Raw genomic sequence first — 26,953 nt, 5'->3', positions numbered from 1 at the left:
GGGTGCGCACACTAAACTGGAAGGCATCGAAACGAACGGGAGAGCCGCCATGATCGACGTATTCCAGACCATCGGCAGCCGCGCGTTCTCCGCTCATCTGGCGAAGGACGGAATGGTGACGTTGATGGAACAGCGTCACGAGGTCGACCGCGTGACGCTGGCCACCGCATTCGCCGCGCTCGTCGAGGAATGCGAGCAGGAAGCCGATTTGCGCGACGCGACGGTCGAAGGAATGATGCGCGCGCTGATCCAGGGGTACGCGCGCAGCCATTGAGGCTGAATGCGCGCCGCGCACGGCTGGCGCCGGCCGTCGCGCAGCCTGCTTGCCGATGCGGGCGCCGCCGCGGACGCCGCCCCACCGCGCCCGCCTGCGGAAACGGCCCTGCCGGTGCGCGGTTATCGCACCGCGGCATGGTGCGGCTTGCGGCTGTCCGGCGTGCCCCGGCGGCGCCGATTCCCGCCTCACGATAGAGAAAAAGGTCGAAAACGACGCAATGCGCAATTTTTCCGGTTGCCGCCGCTCGCGCCGCATGACAGCATGCGGGCGAGCCAATCGAAAGAACTCCGTGCCGTCTCCCGCCGCTGCCGTTCGGCACGCCGGAGCGACACCGCCTTCCATGAACCCGGCCCATATCCAACACTACGAACCGACCGGAGTATCCCGCTTGTGAACATCGGCATCGTCAACGACCTCCCGCTTGCCGTCGAGGCGATGCGCCGTGCGATCGCGCGCCGGCCCGAGCATCGCGTGCTGTGGGTCGCGACCGACGGCGCGCAGGCCGTCGAACTGTGCGCCGCGCAGCCGCCCGACGTCGTGCTGATGGACCTGATCATGCCGAAGTTCGACGGGATCGAGGCGACGCGGCGCATCATGCGCTCCGGCCGCCCGTGCGCGATCCTGATCGTGACGAGCTGCATCGGCGCAAACGCGTGGCGCGTGTTCGAGGCAATGGGCGCCGGCGCGCTCGACGCGGTCGACACGCCGCGGCTCGGCGACGGCGAAGCCGGCGACACCGCACGGCTGCTGCTCGCGAAGATCGACCAGATCGGCCGGCTGCTGGACGCGCCCGGCGGCGTCCGCGCGGCCGGCACGGCCGCACGCGGCAGCGGCGGCCCGCTGATTGCGATCGGCGCGTCCGCGGGCGGCCCCGGCGCGCTCGCGTCGATCCTCGGCAGCCTGCCGGCCGACTTCAGCGCACCGATCGTGATCGTCCAGCACGTCGATCGCGCATTCGCCGAAGGAATGGCGCAATGGCTCGACGGCCAGACGCCGCTGACGGTGCGCATCGCGCACGAAGGCGACCGCCCGCAGCCGGGCATCGCGTTGCTCGCGGCGACCGACGATCATCTGCGCATCACGCGCGCCGGCACGCTCGAATACACGCGCGAGCCGGCCGCGACGCCGTACCGGCCGTCGGTCGACGTGTTCTTCAACAGCCTGACCGAGCACTGGCCCGGCCGCGTGATCGGCGTGCTGCTGACCGGCATGGGCCGCGACGGCGCGATCGGCCTGAAGGCGCTGCGGATGAAGGGCTATCACACGATCGCGCAGGACGAGGCGACGAGCGCCGTCTACGGGATGCCGAAAGCGGCCGCGACGCTCGGCGCAGCGCGCGCGATCCTGCCGCTCGAGCGCATCGCGGGCGAACTGGCGGCGCTCGCACGGATTTGACGCCCGATGAAACTCAGTCACACCCGTCGCGGCCACGGCGCAACCGGGCACCGATCATGACCAGCGACTTCACCCGGCCGCCCGGCGGCCCGCATCCCGCGTTCGATGCCGCGCACGCGCGGCCCACGCCGCACGCCGACGCCCCTGCGATGGTGCTGCTCGTCGACGACCAGACGATCGTCGCGGAAGCCGTGCGACGCGCGCTCGTCGACGAGGAAGGCATCGACTTCCACTACTGCGCACGCTCGGACGACGCGCTCGCGACCGCGATCGAGACGCGGCCGACCGTGGTGCTGCAGGATCTCGTGATGCCGGGCACCGACGGGCTGAGCCTCGTCAAGGCGTACCGCGCGAACCCGGCGACGCGCGACGTGCCGATCATCGTACTGTCGACGCAGGAAGAACCGGTGATCAAGAGCGCCGCGTTCGCGGCGGGTGCGAACGACTACCTGGTGAAGCTGCCCGACCGCATCGAACTGGTCGCGCGGATCCGCTATCACTCGCGCTCGTACATGAACCTGCTGCAGCGCGACGAGGCGTATCGCGCGCTACGGCAATCGCAGCAACAGCTGCTCGAGGCGAATCTCGAACTGCGCCGCCTCACGCATTCGGACGGCCTGACCGGGCTGTCGAACCGCCGCTATCTCGACGAATACCTGGCCGCCGAATGGCGCCGGGGTGCGCGCGAGCGCAGCGAACTGTCGCTGCTGATGATCGACGTCGACAACTTCAAGCTGTACAACGACACGTACGGACACGTGTCGGGCGACACCGTGCTCAAGCAGGTCGCGGCGACCATCGAGCGGTGCCTCGGACAGTCCGGCGATCTGGCTGCGCGCTTCGGCGGCGAGGAGTTCGCGGTCGTGATGCCGGCGACGGCGCCCGGGGCCGCGCGGCTGCTCGGCGAGAAGATCCGCCTCGCGGTCGAGGCGTTGCGGCTCGAACACGCGCATTCGTCCACCGGCCGCTACGTGACGATCAGCATTGGCGGCGCGAGCGTCGTGCCGGCTGCGGGCGTGCCGACCACGTCGCTGATCGAGGCGGCCGATCGCGCGCTGTATCGCGCGAAGCGCGACGGCAAGAATCGTGTGGAGATCGATGTGTCCGCAGCCCCCGCCGTTCCGCCCGGCGGGGGCTTCGCGTGAATGCCTACACGGCGACGAGCCGGCGTGCGTAGTCGGCCGGATCGAGCGGCCGGCCGAACAGGTAGCCCTGCTGCATGTCGCAGCCGATCTGTTGCAGGAACCACGACTGCGCCTGCGTTTCGACGCCTTCGGCGGTCACCTTCATCCCGAGCGAATGCGCCATCGCGACGACCGCCTGCGTGATCGCAACCGAGTCGCGGTGATCGGGCACGCCCGACACGAACGACCGGTCGACCTTCAGGTTGTGCAGCGGAAAGCGCTTCAGGTACGCGAGCGACGAATAGCCGGTGCCGAAGTCGTCGACCGAGATCCGCACGTTCATGTCCGTGAGCGCTTCGAGCATCGGCATCACGGTATCCGTGTCGTTCATCAGCACGCCTTCGGTGATTTCAAGCTCTAGCGCGCCGGGGTCGAGCTGCGTCTGCGCAAGGCAGTCGTATACCGACTCGACGAGGCCTTCGTGAAACTGTCGCGGCGACAGGTTCACCGCGACCATCAGGTCGGGCGCGATCGTGCGGCGCCATTCGGCGGCCTGCCGGCAGGCCGTTTCCAGCACCCACTGCCCGATCGCGACGATGAGCCCGGTATCCTCGGCGACCGGAATGAATTCGGCCGGCGACATCGGGCCGAGCTCGGGGCTCGTCCAGCGCAGCAGCGCTTCGGCGCCGACCGTGCGGCCGCTGCGTGCATCGACGACCGGCTGGTACACGAGCCGCAGCGTATCCGACGAGATCGCGCGGCGCAGCGACTGCTCGATCGCGAAGCGGCGCTGCAGGCGCACGTTCAGTTGCGCGGTGAAGAACGTGAAGTGGTTGCGGCCGCGCTGCTTCGCGTCGTACATCGCGGAGTCGGCGTTGCGCATCAGCGTGACCGCGTCGTCGCCGTCGCGCGGCGCGACGCTGATCCCGATCGACACACCGAGCCAGTATTCGTTGTTCGCGATCGCGAACGGCTTTGCGATCGTATCGATCACCTCGCGCGCGAGCGCGGACAATTCGTCGGGATCGTCGCAATGGTCGACGAGAATCACGAACTCGTCGCCGCCGACGCGCGTGAGCGCATACCGGCCGCCGCCGCACGCGGCGAGCCGCGCGGCGACGCTGCGCAGCAGCGCGTCGCCCGCGTCGTGCCCGGCCGTGTCGTTGACCTTCTTGAAACCGACGAGATCGATGAACAGGATCGCGACGCGTGCGGGCCCGCCCGCTGCATCGCGCGCGCCGAACAGCTCGCGCATCCGGTCGGACAGCCAGCGCCGGTTGTAGAGGCCCGTCAGCGCATCGCGCGTCGCCAGATAGCGCAGCTGCTGCTGCGCTTCCCGGATGGGGCCGATGTCGTGAAAGGACACGAGCACCGATTCGGGCTGCGCCTCGCCCGGCTTCACGATCGGCACCGCGTTGCCGCGCACCCAGATGACGTCGCCGTCCGCCAGCCCGAAGCCGACCGTGTAGTCGAGCAGCGGCGTGGCCGTGGCGAACGCGCGCCGGCTCGGCCAGTCGTCCGGCGCGATCGGCGTGCCGTCCTCGTGCAGCTTGTACAGGATCACCGTCGACAGCCGCCGGCCGACGAGCTCGCCCTTCGCACGCACCATCCGGTTCGCGCTCGGATTGCTCGCGATCACGACGCCGTCGCGCGACACGACGAGTATCCCTTCGTTCAGGCTGTTGACGACGAGGCGGTGATGTTCCTCGCTGCGTACGAGCTGGCGCGCGATCGAGTCCTGATGTACCGCGAGACCCACGCTGTTGCCGATATCGCGCAGCAAGTCGGTTTCGACGTCGCTCGGCCGGCGCGGCATGCGGTGATACACCGCGAACGCGCCGAGCACGGTGCCGGCTTCGTCCAGAAACGGCACGGACCAGCAAGCACGCAAGCCGAGCGGCAACGCGACCGACCGGAAGCCGGCCCACAGCGGATCGGTTTCGATGTCCTCGACGGCGATCATCCGCCGCTCGTGCATCGCGGTGCCGCAGGAACCGGCGGCCGGCCCGATCGGCGCACCTTCGATCGCGGCGCTGTACTCCGCAGGCAGCGACGGCGCGGCCCCGACGTGCACGTGCACGCCGTCCGGGTCGAGCAGCAGGATCGTGCACGATGCGCCGTCGCCGAGCAGCCCCTCGGCACGCCGGCACACTTCGACGAGCAGCTCCGGCAGCGGTGTGTTGCGCGTGATCAGTCGCAGCACGCTTTGCTCGGACGCGAGCACTTCGGCTGCAAGCCCGTGGCTGTAGCGAGAACTTTGCGGTTCGGTATTCAAGCTGAATCCTGCCGTCAGTTCGACCGGGTCTGGTGCGCCCGGTTCGTTAGCGATCCTTCGTGCCGTTTACCGCCCCGGGGCTTACGCAACGCCGGTGCGTCCCCTTTCGTGCGCGCCCCAACACGCACCAAAATACATTTAACACCAATCCGTGCTGCCCCGTGCATGCGCGTGCATCAGGGCTTACGCGCGGTAATGGCCGAACCCGCGACGATCGTTTCGTCTGATGATTGCGACTGACCGCACGGTCAATCCCGGCGAATGTGTTCGGACAGGAAATCGATCAGCAACCGCAAGCGCGGCAGCAGCCCGCGGCGCGCCGGGAAACGCCGCGTGCACGTCCCCGCCTTTCGGCGCCCGCCCCGGCAGCACGTCGATCAGCGCGCCGCCGCGCCGCGCGTCGTCGACGACCATGCACGGCCGCTGCGCGATGCCGATGCCGATGCCGACTGGGCACGCAGCGCCGCCGTCCGTGCGTTCATGACTCTGCTCGTCGAAAGCGGCGGCACCGCCTGCATGCGGCTCTCGTACGACAAGAGCGGAGCGCGGACGCCGCGCGTTCGCGCGCGCCGGCGCGAACGCCGTATGCGTCCACGCCGCTGCAGCGCACGGTCTGCCCGGCAGCATGACGCAACCCGCCCGAGCTGCCCGCCCCGTGCGGGGCGATTGCATTGCGGCGCGGCCCTCTGCGTCGCCCGTCGATCCGCTATTGCGGCTCCCCAATGAACCGCAGCCGCTCCGACTCCCCCATCAGCAACGCGCGATTCGCGTCGGCCGCCGCGCGCAGGTAGTCCCACAGCGCCGTCACGCGCCGCAGCTTGCGCAAATCCTCGCGGCATGTCAGCCAGAAGCAGCGCGTGACCACCACGTCATCCCGCAGCACGGGCACCAGCGCCGGCTGCGTCGCGGCCATGAAGCACGGCAGAATCGCGAGCGCGCCGCCTTGCAGCGCCGCGAACACCTGCGCGATCACGCTTGTCGTGCGCAAGCCGGCCGTCGCGCCCGGCACCGCGCGCTCCAGGTACAGCAATTCGCTGCTGAACGCGAGATCGTCGACGTAGCTGATGAACGCATGCCGCGCGAGATCGCCGGTGCACGCGATCGGCGGATGATGCGCAAGGTAGTCGCGCGTCGCATAGAGCCGCAGCTGGTAGTCGCACAGCTTCGTGGCCACGTATGGCCCGCGCTCCGGCCGCTCGAGCGTGATCGCAAGATCGGCCTCGCGCTTCGGCAGGTTCACGAAATGCGGAACCGGCAGCAGGTCGACCGTCACGTGCGGATGCGCAACGCGGAACCGCGCCAGCTGGGGCGCGAGAAAGAAACAGCCGAACCCTTCGGTCGACCCGATCCGCACGTGGCCCGACAGCGCCTCGCCGGTGTTCGCGACCTGGTCGCACGCGGACTGCACGGTCGTCTCCATCGCGTCGGCATACGCGACGAGTCGCTGCCCTTCGGCCGTCAGCGTGAAGCCGCCCGAGCGCGACTTGTCGAACAGCAGCGTGCCCATCGCAGCCTCGAGCGCGCGAATGCGCCGCGCGACGGTCGTGTAGTCGACGCCGAGGCGTTTCGCCGCGCCGCTCGCGCGCTGCGTGCGGGCAACTTCGAGAAAAAAGCGCAGGTCGTCCCAGTTCAGGTTGCCGGAAACCGGCTCGGTAGCGTGTCGCATCGGCGGGAAAAAACGCAGGGTGTCTCCGGGCCGGCCGTCGATATGCAGAAATGCACATCCAACCGGTTTTCTTGTCGGTACATCATGGATCCGCGCATAACTATACTCGACCGTGACCTGCGGACCATGAGCCGCGGGCAACAAAAAACGGAGACACCATGCAGACCCGATCCACGCTCGATGAGCATGCGACCATCGCGACACCGGCGCCCGAGCGCACCGCGAAGCACTACCTGCTGGCCGGCTGGGCCAGCATGGCCGGCACCACGATCGAGTGGTACGACTTCTTCCTCTACGGCACCGCCGCCGCGCTGGTGTTCAACCGCATCTTCTTCCCGTCGCTGGACCCCGTCGTCGGCACGCTCGCAGCGTTCGGCACGTTCGCGGTCGGCTTCATCGGCCGGCCGATGGGCGGCATCGTGTTCGGCCATTTCGGCGATCGCGTCGGCCGCAAGGCGATGCTGATGATCACGCTGCTGCTGATGGGCGTGCCGAGCATGGTCATCGGGTTGATCCCTTCGTACGACCGGATCGGTTACTGGGCCGCGGCGCTTTTGATCGCGATGCGTTTCCTGCAGGGAATGGCGGTCGGCGGCGAATGGGGCGGGGCGGTGCTGATGGCCGTCGAGCATGCGCCGAAGGGCCGCAAGGGGCTGTTCGGCAGCCTGCCGCAGACGGGCGTCGGGCTCGGGCTGATCCTGTCGTCGGTCGCGATGGCCGCGGTCGCAGCGCTGCCGGACGCGGACATGTTGTCGTGGGGCTGGCGCGTGCCGTTCCTCGCGAGCATCGCGCTGGTCGGCCTCGGCTGGTTCATCCGCGCGAAAGTGCCCGAGTCGCCGGACTTCGAGAAGATGCAGCGCCAGGGCAAGGCGGAGAAGTCGCCGGTGACGGCCGCGCTGCGCCGCCATCCGCGCGAGGTGCTGACGATCGTCGGCGCGCGCGCCGCCGAAAACACGTGGTTTTACATGGTCGTCACGTTCGCGCTCGCGTATGCGACGCAGCAGCTTCATCTGCCGAAGGCCGACATGCTCCACGCGATCACGGCCGGTGCGGTGTTGTCGCTCGTCACGATGCCGTTCTGCGGACATCTGAGCGACCGCATCGGCCAGCGCCGGATGTTCGCGATCGGCCTCGTGCTGATGTGCGCGTTCGCCGCGCCGTTCTTCATGATGCTCGGCACGCAGCAGACGTCGTACGCATGGTGGGCGATCGTGCTCGGCCTCGGCGTCGTGTTTCCGATCCTGTATGCACCGGAATCGCTGTTGTTCGCGCAGCAGTTCCCCGCCGAAATCCGCTATAGCGGCATCTCGCTGTCGGTGCAGCTCGCCGGCGTGGTGGGCGGCGGCTTCGCGCCGATGATCGCGACGTCGCTGCTGAAGGCCGGCGGCGGGCAGCCGCACTACGTGATCGCATACCTCATCGGCTTCGGCGTGTTCGCGCTCGCCTGTACCGCGCTGATGCGTCCGGCGCGTACCTGAGCGCACCGCGCACACCCGCCGCATTCATCCGCATTCAGTTCGACCTGTCGTCCGCCGTGCCCGCGCGCGGCGGACGCAGGCCACCCTTTCGCTTCGCATCGGAGATTTTTCATGAACGCCGCAGTTCCCCAGACCACCCTCGCCCTGCCCACTGCCAAGCTGCTGATCGACGGCGCTTTCGTCGACTCGCAAAGCGCCGAATGGGGCGACATCGTCAACCCCGCGACGCAGGACGTGATCGGCCGCGTGCCGTACGCGACGCTCGACGAGGTCGATGCAGCGATCGCGTCCGCGCAGCGCGCGTTCCACACGTGGAAGACGACGCCGATCGGCGCACGCATGCGCATCATGCTGAAGTTCCAGGATCTCGTGCGCCGCAATCTCGAACGGATCGCGCATACGCTGACGGCCGAGCAAGGCAAGACGCTGCCCGACGCGCAAGGCGACATTTTCCGCGGCCTCGAAGTGGTCGAGCATGCATGTTCGATCGGCACGCTGCAGCAAGGCGAATTCGCGGAGAACGTCGCGGGCGGCGTCGATACGTACACGCTGCGCCAGCCGATCGGCGTGTGCGCAGGCATCACGCCGTTCAACTTCCCCGGCATGATCCCGCTGTGGATGTTCCCGATGGCGATCGTGTGCGGCAACACGTTCGTGCTGAAACCGTCCGAACAGGATCCGCTTTCGACGATGCAGCTCGTCGAACTCGCGATCGAGGCCGGCGTGCCGAAGGGCGTGCTGAACGTCGTGCACGGCGGCAAGACGGTGGTCGATCGCCTGTGCACGCATCCGGACATCAAGGCGATCTCGTTCGTCGGCTCGACGCGTGTCGGCACGCACGTATACAACCTCGGCAGCCAGCACGGCAAGCGCGTGCAGTCGATGATGGGCGCGAAGAACCACGCGGTGGTGCTGCCCGACGCGCATCGCGAGCAGTCGATCAACGCGCTCGTCGGCGCGGGCTTCGGCGCGGCCGGCCAGCGCTGCATGGCGACGTCGGTGGTCGTGCTGGTAGGCAGCGCGCGCGACTGGCTGCCCGACCTCGTCGAGAAAGCGAAGGCGCTGAAGGTCAATGCGGGCGCCGAAGCCGGCACCGACGTCGGGCCGGTCGTGTCGAAGGCGGCGAAGGCGCGCATCGCGTCGCTGATCGACGCCGGCGTGAACGAAGGCGCGACGCTGCTGCTCGACGGCCGCGACGTGAAGGTGCCCGGCTACGAACGCGGCAACTTCATCGGCCCGACGATCTTCTCGGGCGTGACGACCGACATGTCGATCTACCGCGAAGAAATCTTCGGGCCGGTGGTGGTCGTGATGGAAGCGGCGACGCTCGACGAAGCGATCGCGCTGGTCAACGCGAATCCGATGGGCAACGGCGTGGGCCTCTTCACGCAGAGCGGCGCGGCCGCGCGCAAGTTCCAGAGCGAGATCGACGTCGGCCAGGTCGGCATCAACATTCCGATTCCGGTGCCGGTGCCGTACTTCAGCTTCACCGGCTCGCGCGGCTCGAAGCTCGGCGATCTCGGCCCGTACGGCAAGCAGGTCGTGCAGTTCTATACGCAGACGAAGACGGTCACCGCGCGCTGGTTCGACGACGACACGACGGCCGGCGGCGTGAACACAACGATCGCACTGCGCTGATCCGACGGAGCCCGCATATGGAAATCGCCTTCATCGGACTCGGCAACATGGGCGGCCCGATGGCCGCCAACCTGCTCAAGGCCGGCCACGCGCTGACAGTGTTCGACCTGGACGAGAACGCAATCGACGCCGCGGTGCGCGCGGGTGCGACGGCGGCCATGTCGCCGCGTGACGCGGCCGCCCGCGCGGCGCTCGTGATCACGATGCTGCCGGCCGCGCAGCACGTGCGCGCCGTCTATCTCGGCGACGACGGCGTGCTCGCCGGCGCGCGCCCCGGCGCGACGTTCGTCGATTGCAGCACGATCGACCCCGGCACCGTGCGCGCGGTGGCCGACGCCGCCGCGCAACGCGACTTCCCGCTCGCCGACGCGCCGGTGTCCGGCGGCACCGGCGGCGCGCAGGCGGGCACGTTGACCTTCATGGTCGGCGCGCCGGCCGCCCTGTTCGAGCGCATCCGTCCGGTGCTGCTCGACATGGGCAAGAACGTCGTGCACTGCGGCGGCACGGGCACCGGGCAGATCGCGAAGATCTGCAACAACCTGCTGCTCGGAATCTCGATGATGGGCGTGTCGGAGGCGATGGCGCTCGGCGCCGCGCTCGGCATTGATCCGGCCGTGCTCGCCGGCATCATCAACACGTCGACGGGCCGCTGCTGGAGCTCGGACACCTGCAACCCGTACCCGGGCGTCAACGACGCGGCGCCCGCCGCGCGCGGCTACTCGGGCGGCTTCGCCGCGAACCTGATGCTGAAGGATCTGGGGCTCGCGACCGAAGCCGCGCGCAGCGCACGGCAGCCGGTGTGGATGGGCGCGCTCGCGCAGCAGCTCTATCAGTCGATGAGCCAGCAAGGGCTCGGCACGCTGGATTTTTCCGCGTGCGTGAAACTGTACGAAGCGCGGCCCGCCGTGTAACGCAACCGGCGCACGCGCGGAGACCCGCGATGCCTGTCGCGGCATTGCGGGTCGTTCTGCATTCGGAGCACTGCGATCGCGGGTGTCGCGGCCGCGACAGACGCAATGCGACGCGCGCTCAACCGCGCGGGTTGGACGCGGTCTCGAAGGTCGGATGGCACTCGAACGCGAGTTCGGAGCGCGCGTCGACGCGGCGGCCGCCCGTGACCGACTCCTGCTTCAGGCTCGCGCGCATGCCGCGCTGCGTGCAGTAGTTGGTGGCTTCGTTGACGGCTTTTTCATGAGCGTCGGCCCACGTCGTCGACACCCCGAGCGTGCGTGTCGTCACGGTGAAGACGTTCGGGTTCGACGTCGCCGTGACGTCGGAAGCGGTCGAACACGCGGCGAGCAAGCATACGGCGGTCGCGGCGGTCAACCATCGGAGGGATCGGAAAGGCACGGAAATGGACATGGAGGCAAGCGCACCGTCGGTTCGACGGCATTGAGCAACGTAGGCGACAGTATGCCTGCCGGATCGCCGGAGATCATGCCCTTTTCAGTGAACACATTGTTTCGAATGGTTAAACGATCTGCTGACGCCGGCAAAATTTACAGGCCGCACCGCTTGCGTCGGTGCGCTTGTGTCGCTTTTCCCGGCTGTCGCGCGGCTTCGCGCCATTCGCCGGATGATGATTCGGTGCGCCCCCGGCTTGTACCCGCAGGCCAGACAGCTTCACGGCCGGCGGCGGACCCCGCCCCGCCGCTGCGATTTCCCCGACGCGCGACCCGCTGACGCCTGGACACGCACCGCGGCGCCGCCCACCGTCCGCGTTGTCGATCGAGCGGGCATCAGCGCATGCGCGGCGTCTCCGCGAGCAAAGCTACCCGCTTGCACCGATTGCATATCCCTCGGCCGCGAGAAGTGTCGGCGCAATCGATTCCCGTGGTCCGTCGACACCGTTCCCGAAGCGCATCGCATCGCATCGCATCGCATCGCATCGCATCGCATCGCATCGCATCGCATCGCATTCCGATGATAGTTGCACTCACAACCATTTCGGCGAACGACCCTCCGTCGCGTGGACGGCATCGCCGCTCGACCAGCCGGTTGCCGTTTGAAACGCACTGGGCGTACGTGACGGCGAGCGCGCGCGTACCACAGCACGCGTCGACGCACTGCTTTTTTACAAATGCCTGAACCTGCCGCACGCGGTGCCGCGCGCTACGCCGCGAACGCGGACCGCCGCATCGCCGCCACACCGGGCGCGCGCGCCGATTCAGCCACGCAGGCATGGTGCTTGCGACATTCAGGCGCCCGTCGCCCCGGCGGACGGCAATCCTTCCTTCAATTGGCGCTGCGCGTCGCGCGAACCCTCGCGCGGCGACACCGCATCGCAAGCAGGTTTCCCTGAACGAGAGGACGACAATGAAATCCATACGAACGATAGTGGCCCTGTGCTCGGTCATTTCCGTGCTCACGGCATGTGGCGGAGACGGCAACGACGTCGGCACCGAACTCGGCATCTCGAAGCCTCAGGCGCGCTTCATCAACGCGGTGCCGGCCGGCCCGAATCTCGATTACTACCTGAACGCGAAGGTCGATGCATCGGGTATCGCGTACAAAGGCGTGACCCGCTATCACGACATCGACTCGGGCACGCAGACCGCCAGTTACGACATATCGGGAACGACCGCGACAGTGGCGTCGCAGTCGTTCAGCGCGGCGAACGGTCACCACTACACGACCGTCGCGTTGCCGAGCACGTCGTCGGCGATTTCGGTGATCGACGATCCGTTCGACAAGAAGCTGCTGTCCGACAAGGCGCGCGTGCGCAGTTTCAACGCATCGCCGAATGCGCAAAACGTCGACGTGTACGTCGTCCCTCCGGGCGCCGACATCTCCGCGCAAAGCCCGACGCTGGCCGGCGCGGCGTACCAGAATGCGGTGCCGGCGTCCGGCCAGGATTCCGTCTATCTGAGCGGCGGGACCTACCAGATCGTCGTCACGACGGCCGGCAGCAAGACACCGATCCTGAAGACCGCGCCGGTCGCGCTGAACAACAACGCCGACTGGCTGCTGCTGACGATTCCGGCCGGCGGCATCGGCGACGTGATACCCAACGACGTGCACGTCCTCGTCGCGCAAGGCAACGATGCGGACACGTCCGCGCAGGAACTGGGCCCGCAGTAACGGCCGCGGGCGGACCGCCATCCGGCGGTCCGCCCGGCAAATCACGCTTGCACGATCACGCGGACGTCATTCGCTCCGCTCGAGACGGATCACGTGCTCGGCGCGCCTGGAGTCGCCTCGTTCGACATCGACGTCGCCGACATAGCACACGCGCCAGCCCGGCCGCGTCGCGATCTGCGGGACGTTGCCGCCCGGCCGGCTTTCGATGCCGCCAAGTCCTTCATCCGGCGTAGCTACCGCATCGTCGAGCGACGCGTTCGAATAGATGACGTTGTCGTGCCACTCGGTCGCGCCGGTGCGCGCCTCCATGCCCTTGCCATCGACGTCGACCGTGTTGTCGGTCATCGCCATGTTCGCGTTGTCGAGCGTGACGATCCGGCCACCCGCACGACGTACCGGGTCGCCGCTGTCGACCGCATGTGAGTCGACGTCGATCGGCGGCAGGCCGGTCGGCATCTTTCCCGCGACGCCCTCGGGCGTGAGCGGCCGCTTCGCCGTTTCCGCCGCCTGGGTTGCCGCATCCGGCATGTCGCCCGCGGCCGGCGTCTTCACCGGGCTCCGGTCGATCTGTTTGCGCTGCTGTTCCGGGGTTGAATTCGATTCCGCGTTCTGCATCGCACCTCCTGTTTCCGGACCGCGCGCCCCGCGTGCTGCAGCCGGCGCCGCGCCGCGAATCGCTACAACGGTCCTTGCAAACTTTTCACGCGCACCGCCCCGCACGCGCGCCGCGCGGCGCACGTGCGGTTTCGGCACGCCACGACAACGGCACCCGCGCAGGCCGTGGACCTGCGCACGTGCCGCCCGCCGCCGCCGATCAGCCTCCGCCGCTCGCGCCAGCCGGCGTGGACGCCGTGCCCGGCATGCTCGCCGCGCCGCCGGTCGTGCCGCTATCGGCGCCGGCCGTGCCGCTGCTCGGCATGCCCGAAGGCGCGGTGGACGGCGCGGGCGACATGCCGCCCGTGGCGCTCGTGTCCGAACTCGCACTGGTGCCGGTGTCGTTCGAAGTCTTCTTGCAGCCCGCACCCGCCGCCAGGCCGGCGATCAGGACGCCGGCGAAAACGGCTCGCGATACTTGACGAATGGAATATCGCTGCATGACACCTCCGCTGATGTCGATGTGGATGGAACCGGTCATCACGCAATTCATGTGCCGCGGCGCAGACCTGCCGGTCGCGCCCCATTCGCTTTTCAAATGACGGTCAGCCGAATATTTAATTTCCCATCGCCGCGCCCACCGCCCATACTCGCGAACAAATCCGGCACATAACGCCGACGACGCCCGCGCTGCCTGCGCACGCGGACGCTTCGCGCCGGACATGGAAGGAGACAACGCGTGCACCTGGAAGCCACTCACCGCGCGGGCGTCGTGCCCGGCCCGGACGACGCCCTGCATCGAACCGATACGGCCGCGCGCGATCCCGCGCTGCGCCCGGGGCTGCCCGATCCCGACCTCGCGCCGACCGCGCACCTTCGTCAAATGACGGGCCGCGGGAACGCGTAGCGACATGCGGCACGCACGGGAGCCGAACGGCGGTCGCCTCGACGCATCCGACGCCACGGGCGCGCTCGACATACTCAACGCGCGGCTGATGCGCATCCTGCTCGTGCTGCTCTCCGAGCGCACCGTGTCGCGCGCGGCCGTGCGTCTGAACATGTCGCAGCCGGCAACGAGCGCCGCACTCAAACGCCTGCGCACGCTGCTCGGCGATCCGCTGCTGGTGCGCAGCCGCTACGGGATGGTGCCGACCGAGTTCGGCGCGCGGCTGATCGAGCCGCTGCGCAATGCACTGCGCGTGATTGACTTCATCCGCATCCAGCAGCCGACGTTCGACGCACGCACGTCGGTGCGCACGTACCGGATCGGCTGCCCCGACTACCTGAACGTGCTGTTCGTGCCGAAGCTCGTCGCGCTGTTCCGCGAACGCGCGCCGGATGCGCAGCTCGTGTTCCATCCGCTCGGTGACGGCTTCGACGACGAACGCGCGCTCGCGGACGGCGAACTCGACGTCGTGATCGACAACCGCCCCGCCCGCACGTCGCGCTTCCGGCAGGACGACCTGTTCGACGATCGCATCGTGTGCCTGATGCGGGCGACGCACCCGCTCGCCCGACGCGGCGCGATGACGGCCGACGCCTTCGCGCAAGCCGCGCAGCTGTGCCCGACGCCGTCGTGGCTCGAAGCGTCCGGCGCGATCGACCGGCAGCTCGAACGCGTCGGCCTGCGGCGCCGGATCGTCGTCACGCTGCCGCATTTCGAACTTGCAGCGCATGCGCTCGTGCGCTCCGACCTGATCCTGACCACCACATATCGGCTCGCGCGTCACTACGCGAAACTGCTGCCGCTCGGCGCGGTTGCGCTGCCGGCCGAACCGCCCGACATCGCGTACCGTATAACGTGGGACGAATCCGGCGCATGCGTCGACGGCGTGCGCTGGCTGCGTGCGCTGATCGCCGAAGCGACGCGCGGCTGGCTCGACGCGGAAGCGGCGCAGCCGGCGGTCTCGGCGGTGCCGGCTGCGCTGGAGCTTGCGGACACCGATGCGCGTACGGCTTCACCGGCCGCGCCCGACGCGCCGGAACCGGCGCGGCACACCCGCCGCCGGCCGCCGATTCAGTGCTGCAACGCGCGGCGCGCGCTTGCCGCACCTGCGGCGCGCGTCCACCGGACCGTGACGAAGGCGCACTGACGGACACCCCGCCTGCACATGCCGCGCAATCGCGCGCTTGACCGACACCGACACGGTCGCCCTCCGAGCGTCGATCGCAGGATCGTGCGCGATGTCACCTCTGCTTCGCGCACGCGGCAGTCGCGCAGCATGTACGGCCCGGTGCCGACCGGTAGCGCAGCCAGCACGACCACGATCTCTGCAAAGCATGCGCCCGGCGGACGGCAGTACGCGCATTCGTGCGCACTGTGCCTGCCTGCTGCCACGCATTCGCGCCATCGCATCGGCGAACGCGCATGCGCCACCGCGAACGCATCGCCATCGCAGTGACGCCCGCTCATTCAACGACGCCCGAATAAGCATTTCGCGAATCGATGTTTGCCGCCGCCACACCGATTCCGTAATCTGCCCGGCAGCCGCGCGGCCCGCGCGGATCACCGAGGACCCGCCGATGACATCGCCCGCCACCCTGGCCCGCCGCCGCGCGCTGCTGCGTGTGGCCGCCCTGGCCGCCGCACCGCTCGCCGGCGCCGCCGCCGTTCCGACCGCTGCCCGCGCGGCCGGCGCCGATCTGTCGAACGTCACGCTGGTGCTCGGCGATCAGGCCGGCGGCCTGCGCGCGCTGGCTGAAGCGGCGCACGTGCTCGACGGCGTGCCGTACCGGTTTCGGTGGGCCAACTTCCAGGGCGCCGCGCCGCTGTTCGAGGCGCAGCGCGCGGGCGCGATCGATCTCGCGCCTGCCGGCGACCTGCCCGTGCTGACGGCCGCACTCGGCGATCCGTCTCTGCGGATCGTCGCGACGCGGGTCGGCTCGCCCGCATCGCTCGGCATCGTCGTGCAGCCCGATTCGCCGGTGCGCACGGTCGCCGACCTGAAGGGGCGCACCGTCGTCGTATCGTCGGCGCGCGGCAGCATCTCGCAATATCAGTTGTACGGCGCGCTGCGCGAGCACGGCCTTGCGCCGGGCGACGTCGACGTCCGCTTCGTGCTGCCGGTCGATGCATTCGCCGCGTTCGAGGCGAAGCAGATCGGCATCTGGGCGACCTTCGATCCGTATTACGGCAACGTGGTCCGGCGCGGCGCCCGGATCGTGCGCGACGGCACCGGCATCAATTCGGGGCTGGCCTTTCTCACGTCGCCGGTCGACACGCTCGACGACCGGTCGAAGCGCGCGGCGTTGACGGACGTGCTCGCGCGGCTCACGCGCGCCGGCCGGTGGGCGCTCGCGAACCCGGCCGAATACGCGACGGTCTATGCGTCGCTCACGCGCCTGCCGCGCGACGCGGCCGCCGATATCGCCGGCCGCGCGGCCCTCGCGCAGCGCGGCATCAGCGGCGCGGACATCGCCGTGCTGCAGCGTGTTGCCGATCGCGCGGCCGCTGACGCGATCCTGCCGAGGCGCGTCGACGTCGCGTCGATCGCGGTGCGCGACCTGTCGGCTGCGTAACGGCTCTCACCGCTGTTTCAGCGCGGCTTCGACATGTCGAGATCCGGCACGTCGTCGCCGAACGTCGACGCGACCAGCGTGCGCATCGCGGCAATCAGCAACGTCGGCCCCGACTGATCGAACGTGCAGCGTTCGCCGGCTGCGGGCACCGCCCGATGCAGCACCGCACGCCACCCGCCGTGGCCGCCGTCGCGCTCGAAGGCGCCGAACGGCAGCCGCTCCACGAGCGGCCCGCCGTCCGGCCATGACGACGACGGCGCGAACGGCACCGGCACGCCGCCCACTGCGCGAATCGCCGTGCATCCCGCCGCGCCGACGCGCGGCGCGCCGAGCTCCAGCGCCATCGCCACCCAGAAATCGAGCGATGCGCCGGTCAGATCCTGAACTTGCATCGCGCGCTCCTTCCGTGTCGAAAGCGTCATCGTAGCGCCGCCGCGCGCCCGGCGTCGATGCGGGCCGCCGACCGTTTGACCGGCAACGCGGCCGCCGCAAGCACGCGTCGATACGTGCTACGAATCGGCGATTCTTGCCTACAATGAATCGACTGCCGGTCGTCGGGCCTGCGCTGAACCAGCAGGCCGGAACCGCCTTCGCGCCGCATGGGCCGCGCCCGTTCGGCAAACGACAACGAAAACCACACGGTGCAGCGCCGGCCGGATCGCTCGGAGAGACCGCAGCATGTCCATGCACGCCAGGAAGCCGCTGATATCGCTCGTCGTGCCGTTTCACGACGAAGAAGAAACGATCGACGCATTCTTTGCCGAAACGCTGCCCGTGCTCGAGTCGGTCGCCGCGGTGCGATTCGAGATCGTCTGCGTCAACGACGGCAGCCGCGATCGCACGCTCGAACGGCTGCTGTCGATCGCCGCCGGCGACGCCCGCGTGCAGGTGGTGGATCTCACGCGGCGCTTCGGCAAGGAAGCGGCGCTCACCGCGGGGCTCGACGAAGCGGCCGGCGCTGCGGTGATCGTGATCGACGCCGACCTGCAGGATCCGCCTGCGCTGATTCCGGCGATGATCGAACACTGGCGCGACGGCGCCGAAGTCGTGGCCGCGAAACGCACCGACCGGATGTGCGACCCGTATCTGCAGCGCGCGGCCGCGGCGCTCTACTATCGCGTGCACAACGCGCTGTCCGAAGTCGAAATGCCGGAGAACGTCGGCGATTTCCGGCTGATGGATCGCGACGTCGTGGATGCGCTGCGCACGCTGCCGGAGCGGCGCCGGTTCATGAAGGGGTTGTTCGCGTGGGTCGGGTTTCGCACCACGATCGTCGAATATACGCGGGCGCCGCGCAGCGGCGGGCGCTCGAAGTTCTCCGGCTGGCGGCGCTGGAATTTCGCGCTCGAGGGCATCACGAGCTTCAGCACGGTGCCGCTGCGCGTGTGGACCTACGTCGGCATCACGTTCGCGATGCTGTCGCTCGTATACGGCGCGTTCATCGTGGTGCGCACGCTGCTGTTCGGCAATCCCGTACACGGCTACCCGTCGCTGATTTCCGTCGTGCTGTTCGTCGGCGGCATCCAGCTGATCGGCATCGGCGTGATCGGCGAATATCTCGGCCGGATCTACCACGAATCCAAGCAGCGCCCCGTCTACCTCGTCAGGCGGCGCTACCGCGCCGAGCGCGACGCCGCCGCGCACCCGGCATCGAAGCTGCTGCAGTTTCCGCTGAAGCGCGCCCATCAGCTGCGCCGCCGGGCCGCGATGCCGTCAGCGGCCGGCATCGCGGCCCGCAAGGCATCGTTCAAATAGGCCCGGGCGCGCAATTGGACATGCTCCGCCAGTCGACGCGCACCGCGGATAGCACGGCCAGCGCGTGGCTCACCTCGCGCCGCGTGGTGCTGTACAGCGCGCTCATGCTCGTGCTCGAGTTGCTGTTCATCGTGATCTGGGTCGCCGTCGTGCGCGATTCGAACGGCGCCGTCACGTTGCGCCCCGGCGCCGACTTCTCGGTATTCTGGTCCGCGTCGTACGTGATGCTGCACGGCTCGCCAGCGCAGGCATACGATTTCTCCGCGTTCTCGCGGCTGTCGGCCGAACTGTTCACGAACCTGCATCACGGCACCTTCGCGCCCTGGCTGTACCCGCCCACCTATCTGTTGCTCGTGACGCCGCTCGCGTTGCTGCCATTCGCGCTCGCGTATCCGCTGTTCGTCGCGGGCGGCGTGGTCGTGCTGGGCACGACCGTGTGGCACGTGTCCGGCCTGCGCGCCATCCGCGGCGCGGCTGCGGTCGCGCCGCTCGCACTGGCCGCCGCGCCGTGCGTCTTCGTCACGGCGAGCCTCGGACAAAACGCATTCCTGACCGCATCGTGTGCGGCGCTGGCCGTTTTCTGGGCCGACCGGCGACCGGTGTGGGCCGGCCTTTGCATCGCGCTGCTGTCGGTCAAGCCGCAGATGGCGCTGCTGTTCCCGTTCGTGCTGGTGGCCGTGCGCGCATGGCGCACGATTGCGTGGGCCGCGCTCGCGAGCGGCGTGTTCGCCGTGTCGAGCGTACTCGTCTGCGGCGTCGACTCGCTGCGCCGGTTCGTCTCCAGCACCGCCCTCGCCCGGTCGATCATTCTCGAGCATGGCGTCACGTTCTGGTTCGTGTCGCCGACCCCGTTCGCAACGCTTCGCCTCGCGGGCATGCCGCTCGGCGCCACGTATGCGGTGCACGCCTGTATCGCCGCGATCGCGATCGCGGCCGCGTGCGCCGCGTGGAGGCAATCGCGCGACACCCGCGTGCGCGCGGCCGTGCTGGCCGTCGCGACGCTCGTGGCGAACCCGTACGTGTGGCACTATGAACTCGCGTGGCTCGCGGTCGCAATTGGATGCATGCTGTCGATCGGCTGGCGCGACGGCTGGCTGCGCGGCGAGCAGGCAGCGATCACGCTGATGTGGGCGCTGCCGGGCGTCGAATACCTGAATCCGTGGCTGCAGTTGCCGCAGATCGGGCCGGCCGTGACGCTGTTTGCGCTGCTCGTGCTGCTGCGCCGCGCGCGGCACGACGCTCACAACGCGAGTCGCGGCGGCACGTACACGCCGTAGTAAGGCCCGACGCCGGTCGCAACGCCAGTCATCTTGACGCCGGCGACGAAGTGCCCCTGGATGTACTTGTACGAGCCGCCCAGCGACACGTCGATGCGAAACGCCGCGAACGCGACGATCGGCACGTACGTGCTGCTCGACGTCTGCGTGACGACCGGCAGCACGACCGTCGCGCCGACCGGCACCGACGTGTAGAGCGTCGCCTTCACGCCGGTCGCGAGATAGATGCTGTCGCCGATGTTGAGCGTGGTCGGGTTGCCGGTCACCATCAGGCCGCTCATCGTCGTCGTATCGGTCGCGGTCGACTGGAACGACGTCCACTGGCCGCCCATGCACAGCGTGCCGTACGTCTGGCCGTTCGTGATCGAAAACTCGTACGGCAGCCCCGTCAGCGGATTGATCAGCGGCTGGTTGGTCTGCGCGTTCCAGTACTGGTTGTACACGCACTGATCGATCGCGATCGGAAACAGCCCGCCGGCCGCGACGCCGCCCGGCGCGGCGAGCACCGCGATCGCGGTCGCGCTCCCCGATGCACCGGGAACGCCCAGCAACGTGCCGAGCAGCAGCGGAATCGAGCCGCCGTTGACGCCGGGCGTGCGCGACACGGTCACCTGCACCGCCGGCACGTCGTAGGGGCCGGGCGTGATCGTGACGGGCTGCATCGACGCGGGCGTGCGCGTCACGTTCCAGTAGCCGGTCGTCACCGTGCCGGTCGCGAGCGGCGCGCCCGCCGCCGAATTCTGCGCGATCACGCCGTTCGCCGCCGGCGCGGCCTGCGACCAGTTCAACGCGCCGCCGGTCGGCGACATCATCGCATCGGCCCCCGCGAGCGCCGCTGCGTCGGCGGCGTTCTGCAACTGGTTGCGCACGGTAGCGACCCACGCGATGTCGATCGCCAGCGCGCCGAACGACAGCAGCGGAATCAGGAACATCAGAAAGAACAGCGCGACGGAACCGCGTTCGCGCGCGGCACGGGCGCGTCGTGCGCAGGCTGCATCATTCATAGCGCATCACCGAGCTCGCGGAGATCGTGACCGGGCCGGTCAGCGCGCTGAGCGCCGTGCCGAGCACCATCCCGGAATACGTATAAGTCACCGTCACGGTCAGCGCGGAGCCCGACGTCGTGCCGTTCGCCTGCGTCACGGTCACCGTCGGCGGCGTCGCGGCGCCGCCGCTGACCAGGCTGTTCTGCGTGTAGCCGAGTGCGACGTTGGCGATCTGGGTCGTCGTCAGCATCGGCACGCGCAGCACGACGCCGGCCCGGGCAGCTTCGCGGCTCGCGTTCGTGATCACCGCCTTGTCGCATAGCAGCAGGCTCACGTCGATGATGCCGATCAGCACCATCAGCAGGAACGGCAACATCAGCGCGAACTCGAGCGACACCACGCCGCGCGCCGCGCGCGCGCGCATCGCCGCGCGTGTCATTTTGCTGCTCCCGCTGCGTCCGGCACGGCGCGCGGCTCGAGCGCCGCGCCCGTCGACGGGCGCGACGCTTCAGCGACCGGGTGTGCGGCAAGCCTGGCCCGCACGGCCTGGTAGACGCGCAGATTGTCCGCCACGGCCGACGCCGGCAGATCCGCCGACAGCAGCTTCTTCGCCGAATCGGTGTTGCCGAGCACGCCATACGCAAACGCGAGATTCTGTCGCGCCTGCCATGGTGCATCGGGCAGCCCGGCTACGTCGAGCAGCACGTTCACGCCCTCGCGCGCGCGATTGCCGAGCACGAGCGACAGCCCGAGATCGACGCGCAGCCCCTGCGCTTCCGGATGCACGCGCAGGGCGTCGCGGTAGACGGCCTGCGCGTCTTCGTGGCGGCCCTGCAGGTCGAGCACCGTGCCGAGCCCTTGCGCCGCGAGCGGAAGGTTCGGCTGGGCGGCCAGCAACGCGCGGTAGCGCTGGCCGGCCTCGTCGAGCCGGCGCTGCCGCAATGCGACGCGCGCGAGTCCGACCTGCGGCCCCAGTTCGGCGGGCGCCTGCTGGCGAGCCTGCTCGTAGAGCAGCCGCGCACGCTCGAGATCGCCGGTGCGGTAATTCACGTCGCCGAGCCCGACGCGCGCCGCGAGCGAATCCGGGTGCTTCTCCAGCACCTTCTCGTACAGCGTCGCTGCGAGATCGACGTTGCCGCCGGCCAGCGCGCTGTCGGCAATCCGCAATTCCGCCTGCGGGTCGTCGCTCTTGTGCGACAGCACCGGACGAGTCTGGATCGCCGGCGCGCAGCCGCCGGCGAGCAGCGGCAATACGATCGCGAATGCGCATGCGCGTCGTGCGGAGCCTTTCATTTGAGCACCTCGAGCAGACGGATGGCTGCCGGGCCGGCCGCGATCAGGCCGACCGTCGGCAGGATGAACAGCATCATCGGCAACGTGATCTTCGGCGCAAGCTTCGCCGCTCGTTCCTCGAGCGCAACGATCTGCTCGGTACGCTCGCTACGCGACAGCGTCCGCAGCGCCTGCGTGATCGGCGTGCCGAAGCGCTGTGATTGCGTGAGCGTCGTCGCAAGCGAGCGCGCCGACGCAAAATCGACGCGCAACGCAAAATGCGCCATGGCTTCCGATACGTTGCCGCCGAGCGTCAGCTCGTCCGCGCATACCGTCAACTCGTCGGCGAGCGGCGGACAGATGCGCTGCAGTTCCCGCGCGACGCGGCGCATGCCCGATACGAGGCTGTTTCCGGCCATCGTGCAGATCACGAGCAGATCCAGTGCATCCGGAAAGCATGCGGCGATCATGCGTTTGCGCCGCCGGATCAGTGCGCCGAGCACGTACTCGGGCACGATCACCCCGATCACGAACGCGCCGACCATCGCGATCGCGCGAATCGGGAAGTATTGTCCGAGGTGCGGGATGTACGGGCTGAATACGATCGCGATGCCCGCGAACAGCACGCCGACGCTCAGCTTGACGCCGATCATTGATGCGACCGCACGGCGGTCGCGAAAGCCGGCGCGCGTGAGCTGCAGCCCGAGCTTCACGCGCTGCATCGGGTCGAGCACGGGCAGCCGATCGCCGAGCTGCGCAAGCCGCCGAGTCAGGTTCTGACGCACATCGCCAGGCTGCAGGCGGCCGCTCGCGAGCGACGGCGGCCGCTGGCCGGCCGCCTGCCGCACGCGCTCGGCAATGCGCTGGCGCGTGCCGCCGCCGGGCGTCGCCAGCGCGAGCGCGACGCACGCGAGCAGCAGCAACAGTTCGAGGCCGCGGCCGGCCACCATCGACATCGTCATCGCGCGGTATCCAGTTTCGAGATCTTGTGAATCGTCAGCAGACCGATCGTCAGCAGCACCGCCGCAATCGTCAGCATCACGCGCCCTGCGTGCGTATCGAACAGCAGCATCACGTACGTGCGGTTCACGAGGAACAACGCGCCGATCATCACGAACGGCACCGCCGAGATGATCTTCGTCGTGATGCGCCCCTCGGCGGTCAACGCACGCGTCTTCAGGCGAATGTCGCGGCGGGTGCGAATGATGCTCGACAGTTCGTCCAGCGTCTCGCCGAGGCTGCCGCCGGTTTCGCGCTGCAGCAGCAGATAGACGGTGAAGAACGAGAAATCCGCGATCATCAGCCGGTCCGCCGCTTGCGTCAGCACGTCTTTCAGATCCACGCCGACGCGCAGGCTGTCGCCCATCGTGCGGAACGTCGAGCGCACCGGCTCGGCCGCGTTCTCGCCCACCGCGCTGATCGCCTGCGTGACCGGAATGCCCGCGCGCACCGCGCGCACGATCAGATCGATCGCGTCCGGAAACGCTGCGAGAAAGCGCATCCGGAAGCGCTCGATCAGTGCGCGGTAACTCGCGCGCATCGCGAGCAGCGGCAAGCCGACGTAGATTAGCGGATACAGCAGGCGAGGCAGGGTGACCAGCTTCACCACGACGATTGCCGCGATCGCACCGGCGATCGTGCTCGCGACGACGATCCGTATCCCGCGCTGGCCGGCGACTGCGCGCACGCGCGTGACGTAGCGCTGCAGCCACGCGCGCGCGCGCCCGTGCCGGCGCGGCAGGTCGAACAGCGCGACACCGGACGCCGCCGCCGCACCGGTCTCGCGGCCCGCGGGCGTCGGTGCGAGATGCCGCATGCGCGCGCGAATGCGCTGCTCCGGCGCGTGGCGCGCGCGCTCGAACAACGCGGACAACCCGACGCCTATCGCGAGGATCACGATGAATGCGCCCAGCGCGAATACGTCGGCCGCATTCATTGCCGGAATACCTCCGAAAGTGCGTCCTCGACGCCGTAATATGCGGCCCGCGGCGCGAACGCGGGCCGCAGCGACGACGCCTCGAACACGCCCTTCACGACGTCGCGGGTCGTGTCGCCTTCCTGGCGGAACGCGAACAGATCCTGCGTGATGACGACCTCGCCTTCCATCCCGACGATCTCGGTGATGCGCGTCACGCGCCGCACGCCGTCGCGCATCCGCTCGACCTGCACGAACAGATGCACGGCACTCGCGATCTGGCGGCGGATCGACAGCAGCTGCAGGTTCGCGTTCGCCATCATGACCATGCTTTCGAGGCGGCTGATCGCGTCGCGCGGCGAGTTCGCGTGGATCGTCGTCATCGAGCCGTCGTGGCCCGTGTTCATCGCCTGCAGCACGTCGAACGCCTCCGCGCCGCGGATTTCGCCGAGGATGATCCGGTCCGGCCGCATCCGCAGCGCGTTGCGCACGAGATCGCGCTGCGAGATGCCGCCGAGCCCTTCCGTATTCTCCGGCCGCGTCTCGAGACTGACGACGTGCGGCTGCAGCAGTTGCAGCTCCGCCGCATCCTCGATCGTCACGATCCGTTCATGCTCCTCGATGTGCTGCGACAGCGCATTGAGCAGCGTCGTCTTGCCCGAGCCTGTGCCGCCGGAAATCACGATGTTCAGCCGGCAAGCGCACGCGATCTTCAGCACCTGCAGCATCGCGTGCGAGATGTTGCCCTGATGCGCCATCCGCGCGAGCGTGATGTCGCGCTTCGCGAACTTGCGGATCGAGATCGACGCGCCGCGCATCGCGATCGGCGGCAGCACCACGTTCACGCGGCTGCCGTCCGCGAGACGCGCGTCGACCATCGGGCTGCTCTCGTCGACGCGACGCCCGACCGCCGCCGCGATCCGTTGCGCGACGCTCGTCACGTGCGCGTTGTCGCGAAACTTCAGCGGTGTGAGTTCGAGCCGGCCAGCGCGTTCGACGTACACCTGATCGGGGCCGTTGACGAGGATGTCGGACACGGTGTCGTCGGCAAGCAGCGGCTCGATCGGCCCGACGCCGAACATGTCGTTCAGGATCGCGTCGACGATCAGCACCTGCTCGCCCGCGGTGATCTTCAGGCGCTCGCGCTCGACCGTATGCGCGGCCACCTGTTCGATGCCCGCCCGCACTTCGTCGCGCGTCTTCATCAGCGCGGCCGACATGTTCATCGACGCGAACACCGCCGTGCGGATCGCATCGAACTTGCCGGAACGGATCAGCGCTTCCTGCGTATCGGCCGTTGCCGCCCCGCGCGGGGACGCGTAACCGGACGCGGAACCGGACGCGGAACCGGACGCCGGCGCCGGGCTCGCGACCGGAGCCGGCGCAGGCGAGTCGTCGCGCGGCGCAGCGGGAGGGCCCGCCGGCGCGCGGTCCTGCGTCGGCCGTTTGCGGGTACCGAACGTCACGATCCTTTCCTCCATTTGACGAAGCGCGCATACCACGGCTCGGCGACGGCCATCGATTCGCCGGTGATGCCGTTCGCGAGCATCCGGATCTCCTCCGGGAAGCCGCGGTGTTTCGCGCCTTCGATCGGCTCGCCGAGGTTCTCCGCGATCGCGAGCGACTGCGGATCGTGCGGCAGCTCGCGCAGCTGCACACCGCCGAACGCATCCTCGAAATCGGCGCGCGCGACGCGCCCCTTGACCGGCTCCAGCGGATTGTTCAGCACCATCGACAGCATCCGCTCGCCCGGCATTTCCTTCACGAAGCGTGCGAGCCGCGCGGCTTCGTACGCGGCGTGCACCGAGCGGTCGGCGACGATATAGACGAGATCCGATACCGCCAGCGCATCCTCGGACAGCTTGCCGACACGGTTGCCCACGTCGAACAGCACGTAATGGAAGCGGTCCTTCATCATGTCGACGAGCCGCTCGATCGCATCGTCGCGCAGCTGCGCGTCCTCGCCATAAGCGAGTTCCGCGGACAGCACGTGCAGCCGGTCGCCCTTCGTGACGAGCATGCGGTCGAACAGCGCGTCATCGGGGCGCTGTTCCATGCTCAGCAATTCGACGAGCCCGTTGTTGCTCGACAGCCCGAGCATCGAGTTCGCGCCGCCGCCGTACAGGTCCAGGTCGACGTACGCGACACGCCGCCGCTTCTCGCCCGCCAGGCAGCGCGCGAGGCTCACCGCGATCGTCGTGGTGCCTACGCCGCCGCGCGCGCCGACGAAGCTGACGATCTTGCCGGTGCGCACCTGCACGACCGACTCGGTCGTCGTCAGCGCGCGCCGCATCAGATCGACCGTCAGCGGCTTCACGATGTAGTCCTGCACGCCGATGCCGAGCAGGTTGCGGAACAGCCCGACGTCGTTCTGCGTGCCGATCGCGACGACCCGCACCGACGGATCGCATACGTCCGCGAGCCGCATCAGGTCCGACACCGGCATCACCGAGTCCGATACGTCGACGATCAGCTGGCGCGGCGAGCGCTCGTGCTGCTGCAGCAACCCGATCGCGTCGTCGCAATTGCCGGCCTCCACGTGGGCGCGCGTAATCGACAGGTCCTGCGCGACACGGCGGATCACGTCCTCGCTGCCGGCATCGGACACGACCGCGAGGAGGTCCGCCGCTGCGGCGGCGTCGGCGCGCTTGACGTTCTGACGGGCGAGGATGTTCATGGGCGGCATCGCAATCGCATCGGG

At 68.9% G+C, this 26,953-nt stretch carries 25 protein-coding genes and 1 pseudogene; 11 read left to right on the top strand and 15 right to left on the bottom strand.

The window, feature by feature from the left end; genetic code table 11:
- Positions 1–49: 49 nt before the first annotated feature.
- The 3 genes from WK25_RS22885 (at position 50) to WK25_RS22875 (ending at position 2,817) form a co-directional block, all read left to right on the top strand.
- The gene (locus tag WK25_RS22885; protein ID WP_040139553.1) at positions 50–274 is read left to right on the top strand and encodes a hypothetical protein; all 225 of its coding nucleotides are present in this window, start codon (positions 50–52) and stop codon (positions 272–274) included.
- A 393-nt stretch (positions 275–667) separates the two neighbouring features.
- The gene (locus WK25_RS22880; protein WP_069242819.1) at positions 668–1,672 is read left to right on the top strand and encodes a chemotaxis response regulator protein-glutamate methylesterase; all 1,005 of its coding nucleotides are present in this window, start codon (positions 668–670) and stop codon (positions 1,670–1,672) included.
- A 56-nt stretch (positions 1,673–1,728) separates the two neighbouring features.
- Positions 1,729–2,817 (top strand): diguanylate cyclase domain-containing protein, encoded by a 1,089-nt coding sequence (locus WK25_RS22875; RefSeq protein ID WP_069242818.1) that lies wholly within the window; start codon positions 1,729–1,731, stop codon positions 2,815–2,817.
- A gap of 4 nt (positions 2,818–2,821) precedes the next feature.
- Here WK25_RS22875 and WK25_RS22870 read toward each other — a convergent pair whose 3' ends face one another.
- From WK25_RS22870 to WK25_RS22860, 3 genes are all read right to left on the bottom strand, one after another.
- Entirely contained in the window at positions 2,822–5,071 is a 2,250-nt protein-coding gene (locus WK25_RS22870; protein ID WP_069242817.1) for a putative bifunctional diguanylate cyclase/phosphodiesterase, read from the bottom strand.
- A gap of 183 nt (positions 5,072–5,254) precedes the next feature.
- Complete coding sequence (locus WK25_RS30785) at positions 5,255–5,485, bottom strand: hypothetical protein (protein ID WP_226209166.1); 231 nt, start codon at positions 5,483–5,485, stop codon at positions 5,255–5,257.
- Positions 5,486–5,777: 292 nt separating this feature from the next.
- On the bottom strand, positions 5,778–6,737 hold the full coding sequence (locus WK25_RS22860; protein ID WP_069242815.1) for a LysR family transcriptional regulator: 960 nt from the start codon (positions 6,735–6,737) through the stop codon (positions 5,778–5,780).
- 158 nt (positions 6,738–6,895) lie between these two features.
- Here WK25_RS22860 and WK25_RS22855 point away from each other — a divergent pair, with 158 nt between their 5' ends.
- The 3 genes from WK25_RS22855 to mmsB all read left to right on the top strand — a co-directional run bounded on the left by WK25_RS22855 (position 6,896) and on the right by mmsB (position 10,764).
- Positions 6,896–8,215 carry an MFS transporter gene (locus WK25_RS22855; RefSeq protein ID WP_040139547.1) on the top strand — a complete coding sequence of 440 codons (1,320 nt, stop codon included), beginning with the start codon at positions 6,896–6,898 and terminating at the stop codon, positions 8,213–8,215.
- 111 nt (positions 8,216–8,326) lie between these two features.
- Positions 8,327–9,853: a CoA-acylating methylmalonate-semialdehyde dehydrogenase gene (locus WK25_RS22850; protein ID WP_059546596.1), complete on the top strand. Its 1,527-nt coding sequence runs from the start codon at positions 8,327–8,329 to the stop codon at positions 9,851–9,853.
- A 17-nt stretch (positions 9,854–9,870) separates the two neighbouring features.
- The gene (gene mmsB / locus WK25_RS22845) at positions 9,871–10,764 is read left to right on the top strand and encodes a 3-hydroxyisobutyrate dehydrogenase (protein WP_069242814.1); all 894 of its coding nucleotides are present in this window, start codon (positions 9,871–9,873) and stop codon (positions 10,762–10,764) included.
- A gap of 118 nt (positions 10,765–10,882) precedes the next feature.
- Here mmsB and WK25_RS22840 read toward each other — a convergent pair whose 3' ends face one another.
- Complete coding sequence (locus tag WK25_RS22840; protein WP_040139544.1) at positions 10,883–11,215, bottom strand: hypothetical protein; 333 nt, start codon at positions 11,213–11,215, stop codon at positions 10,883–10,885.
- Between the two features lie 954 nt (positions 11,216–12,169).
- Here WK25_RS22840 and WK25_RS22830 point away from each other — a divergent pair.
- Positions 12,170–12,934 (top strand): DUF4397 domain-containing protein, encoded by a 765-nt coding sequence (locus WK25_RS22830; protein ID WP_069242812.1) that lies wholly within the window; start codon positions 12,170–12,172, stop codon positions 12,932–12,934.
- Between the two features lie 66 nt (positions 12,935–13,000).
- Here the strand turns inward: WK25_RS22830 and WK25_RS22825 are convergent, their stop codons facing one another.
- Together WK25_RS22825 and WK25_RS31825 are read right to left on the bottom strand one after the other, a co-directional pair.
- The gene (locus tag WK25_RS22825) at positions 13,001–13,549 is read right to left on the bottom strand and encodes a DUF3005 domain-containing protein (protein WP_069242811.1); all 549 of its coding nucleotides are present in this window, start codon (positions 13,547–13,549) and stop codon (positions 13,001–13,003) included.
- A gap of 199 nt (positions 13,550–13,748) precedes the next feature.
- Positions 13,749–14,441 carry a hypothetical protein gene (locus WK25_RS31825; RefSeq protein ID WP_167432666.1) on the bottom strand — a complete coding sequence of 231 codons (693 nt, stop codon included), beginning with the start codon at positions 14,439–14,441 and terminating at the stop codon, positions 13,749–13,751.
- Here WK25_RS31825 and WK25_RS22815 point away from each other — a divergent pair.
- Entirely contained in the window at positions 14,440–15,621 is a 1,182-nt protein-coding gene (locus WK25_RS22815; protein WP_069242810.1) for a LysR family transcriptional regulator, read from the top strand. The two genes, WK25_RS31825 and WK25_RS22815, sit on opposite strands and share 2 nt — an antisense overlap.
- A gap of 62 nt (positions 15,622–15,683) precedes the next feature.
- Here WK25_RS22815 and WK25_RS32170 read toward each other — a convergent pair.
- A pseudogene (locus WK25_RS32170) lies at positions 15,684–15,800 on the bottom strand (AEC family transporter); the annotation flags it as partial.
- Positions 15,801–16,051: 251 nt separating this feature from the next.
- On the opposite strand from WK25_RS32170, the gene WK25_RS22805 reads away from it, so the two are divergent.
- Entirely contained in the window at positions 16,052–17,047 is a 996-nt protein-coding gene (locus WK25_RS22805; RefSeq protein WP_069242808.1) for an ABC transporter substrate-binding protein, read from the top strand.
- A 17-nt stretch (positions 17,048–17,064) separates the two neighbouring features.
- Here the strand turns inward: WK25_RS22805 and WK25_RS22800 are convergent, their stop codons facing one another.
- Positions 17,065–17,439, bottom strand: a complete 375-nt coding sequence (locus tag WK25_RS22800) for a phage protein NinX family protein (RefSeq protein WP_069243503.1) — start codon at positions 17,437–17,439, stop codon at positions 17,065–17,067.
- 286 nt (positions 17,440–17,725) lie between these two features.
- Here WK25_RS22800 and WK25_RS22795 point away from each other — a divergent pair, with 286 nt between their 5' ends.
- Complete coding sequence (locus WK25_RS22795) at positions 17,726–18,802, top strand: glycosyltransferase family 2 protein (protein ID WP_069242807.1); 1,077 nt, start codon at positions 17,726–17,728, stop codon at positions 18,800–18,802.
- A gap of 14 nt (positions 18,803–18,816) precedes the next feature.
- Positions 18,817–20,079 carry a glycosyltransferase family 87 protein gene (locus WK25_RS22790; RefSeq protein WP_413464099.1) on the top strand — a complete coding sequence of 421 codons (1,263 nt, stop codon included), beginning with the start codon at positions 18,817–18,819 and terminating at the stop codon, positions 20,077–20,079.
- Here the strand turns inward: WK25_RS22790 and WK25_RS22785 are convergent.
- The 7 genes from WK25_RS22785 to WK25_RS22755 are packed head-to-tail and all read right to left on the bottom strand — an operon-like array spanning position 20,043 to position 26,938.
- Entirely contained in the window at positions 20,043–21,083 is a 1,041-nt protein-coding gene (locus WK25_RS22785) for a TadG family pilus assembly protein (RefSeq protein ID WP_069242805.1), read from the bottom strand. The two genes, WK25_RS22790 and WK25_RS22785, sit on opposite strands and share 37 nt — an antisense overlap.
- Positions 21,076–21,504 carry a TadE/TadG family type IV pilus assembly protein gene (locus WK25_RS22780; RefSeq protein WP_069242804.1) on the bottom strand — a complete coding sequence of 143 codons (429 nt, stop codon included), beginning with the start codon at positions 21,502–21,504 and terminating at the stop codon, positions 21,076–21,078. Before WK25_RS22780 ends, WK25_RS22785 begins: the two co-directional genes overlap by 8 nt.
- On the bottom strand, positions 21,501–22,358 hold the full coding sequence (locus tag WK25_RS22775; protein WP_069242803.1) for a tetratricopeptide repeat protein: 858 nt from the start codon (positions 22,356–22,358) through the stop codon (positions 21,501–21,503). Before WK25_RS22775 ends, WK25_RS22780 begins: the two co-directional genes overlap by 4 nt.
- A complete protein-coding gene (locus tag WK25_RS22770; protein ID WP_040139533.1) occupies positions 22,355–23,299 on the bottom strand; it encodes a type II secretion system F family protein in 945 nt (314 codons plus the stop codon). Before WK25_RS22770 ends, WK25_RS22775 begins: the two co-directional genes overlap by 4 nt.
- Positions 23,296–24,273, bottom strand: coding sequence for a type II secretion system F family protein (locus WK25_RS22765; RefSeq protein WP_069242802.1), 978 nt, complete (start codon positions 24,271–24,273; stop codon positions 23,296–23,298). The genes WK25_RS22770 and WK25_RS22765 overlap by 4 nt, the downstream gene beginning before the upstream one ends.
- Positions 24,270–25,718, bottom strand: coding sequence for a CpaF family protein (locus WK25_RS22760; protein ID WP_069243502.1), 1,449 nt, complete (start codon positions 25,716–25,718; stop codon positions 24,270–24,272). The genes WK25_RS22765 and WK25_RS22760 overlap by 4 nt, the downstream gene beginning before the upstream one ends.
- On the bottom strand, positions 25,715–26,938 hold the full coding sequence (locus WK25_RS22755) for an AAA family ATPase (RefSeq protein ID WP_069242801.1): 1,224 nt from the start codon (positions 26,936–26,938) through the stop codon (positions 25,715–25,717). The genes WK25_RS22760 and WK25_RS22755 overlap by 4 nt, the downstream gene beginning before the upstream one ends.
- Positions 26,939–26,953 lie beyond the last annotated feature (15 nt).

The sequence above is a fragment of the Burkholderia latens genome (assembly GCF_001718795.1).
GTDB lineage: Bacteria > Pseudomonadota > Gammaproteobacteria > Burkholderiales > Burkholderiaceae > Burkholderia > Burkholderia latens_A.
Note: the sequence above shows the minus strand (reverse complement) of the source record. Positions and strands in the feature narration are given on the sequence as shown.

What these genes read in the sequence shown, in the direction of transcription:
- WK25_RS31825 (WP_167432666.1), bottom strand. Translation starts at nt 14,441, where the DNA reads ATGTCGCTACGCGTTCCCGCGGCCCGTCATTTGACGAAGGTGCGCGGT.
- mmsB (WP_069242814.1), top strand. Translation starts at nt 9,871, where the DNA reads ATGGAAATCGCCTTCATCGGACTCGGCAACATGGGCGGCCCGATGGCC.
- WK25_RS22805 (WP_069242808.1), top strand. Translation starts at nt 16,052, where the DNA reads ATGACATCGCCCGCCACCCTGGCCCGCCGCCGCGCGCTGCTGCGTGTG.
- WK25_RS22855 (WP_040139547.1), top strand. Translation starts at nt 6,896, where the DNA reads ATGCAGACCCGATCCACGCTCGATGAGCATGCGACCATCGCGACACCG.
- WK25_RS22825 (WP_069242811.1), bottom strand. Translation starts at nt 13,549, where the DNA reads ATGCAGAACGCGGAATCGAATTCAACCCCGGAACAGCAGCGCAAACAG.
- WK25_RS22815 (WP_069242810.1), top strand. Translation starts at nt 14,440, where the DNA reads ATGCGGCACGCACGGGAGCCGAACGGCGGTCGCCTCGACGCATCCGAC.
- WK25_RS22795 (WP_069242807.1), top strand. Translation starts at nt 17,726, where the DNA reads ATGTCCATGCACGCCAGGAAGCCGCTGATATCGCTCGTCGTGCCGTTT.
- WK25_RS22770 (WP_040139533.1), bottom strand. Translation starts at nt 23,299, where the DNA reads ATGACGATGTCGATGGTGGCCGGCCGCGGCCTCGAACTGTTGCTGCTG.
- WK25_RS30785 (WP_226209166.1), bottom strand. Translation starts at nt 5,485, where the DNA reads ATGGTCGTCGACGACGCGCGGCGCGGCGGCGCGCTGATCGACGTGCTG.
- WK25_RS22885 (WP_040139553.1), top strand. Translation starts at nt 50, where the DNA reads ATGATCGACGTATTCCAGACCATCGGCAGCCGCGCGTTCTCCGCTCAT.
- WK25_RS22765 (WP_069242802.1), bottom strand. Translation starts at nt 24,273, where the DNA reads ATGAATGCGGCCGACGTATTCGCGCTGGGCGCATTCATCGTGATCCTC.
- WK25_RS22780 (WP_069242804.1), bottom strand. Translation starts at nt 21,504, where the DNA reads ATGACACGCGCGGCGATGCGCGCGCGCGCGGCGCGCGGCGTGGTGTCG.
- WK25_RS22850 (WP_059546596.1), top strand. Translation starts at nt 8,327, where the DNA reads ATGAACGCCGCAGTTCCCCAGACCACCCTCGCCCTGCCCACTGCCAAG.
- WK25_RS22840 (WP_040139544.1), bottom strand. Translation starts at nt 11,215, where the DNA reads ATGTCCATTTCCGTGCCTTTCCGATCCCTCCGATGGTTGACCGCCGCG.
- WK25_RS22775 (WP_069242803.1), bottom strand. Translation starts at nt 22,358, where the DNA reads ATGAAAGGCTCCGCACGACGCGCATGCGCATTCGCGATCGTATTGCCG.
- WK25_RS22875 (WP_069242818.1), top strand. Translation starts at nt 1,729, where the DNA reads ATGACCAGCGACTTCACCCGGCCGCCCGGCGGCCCGCATCCCGCGTTC.
- WK25_RS22800 (WP_069243503.1), bottom strand. Translation starts at nt 17,439, where the DNA reads ATGCAAGTTCAGGATCTGACCGGCGCATCGCTCGATTTCTGGGTGGCG.
- WK25_RS22785 (WP_069242805.1), bottom strand. Translation starts at nt 21,083, where the DNA reads ATGAATGATGCAGCCTGCGCACGACGCGCCCGTGCCGCGCGCGAACGC.
- WK25_RS22860 (WP_069242815.1), bottom strand. Translation starts at nt 6,737, where the DNA reads ATGCGACACGCTACCGAGCCGGTTTCCGGCAACCTGAACTGGGACGAC.
- WK25_RS22755 (WP_069242801.1), bottom strand. Translation starts at nt 26,938, where the DNA reads ATGCCGCCCATGAACATCCTCGCCCGTCAGAACGTCAAGCGCGCCGAC.
- WK25_RS22830 (WP_069242812.1), top strand. Translation starts at nt 12,170, where the DNA reads ATGAAATCCATACGAACGATAGTGGCCCTGTGCTCGGTCATTTCCGTG.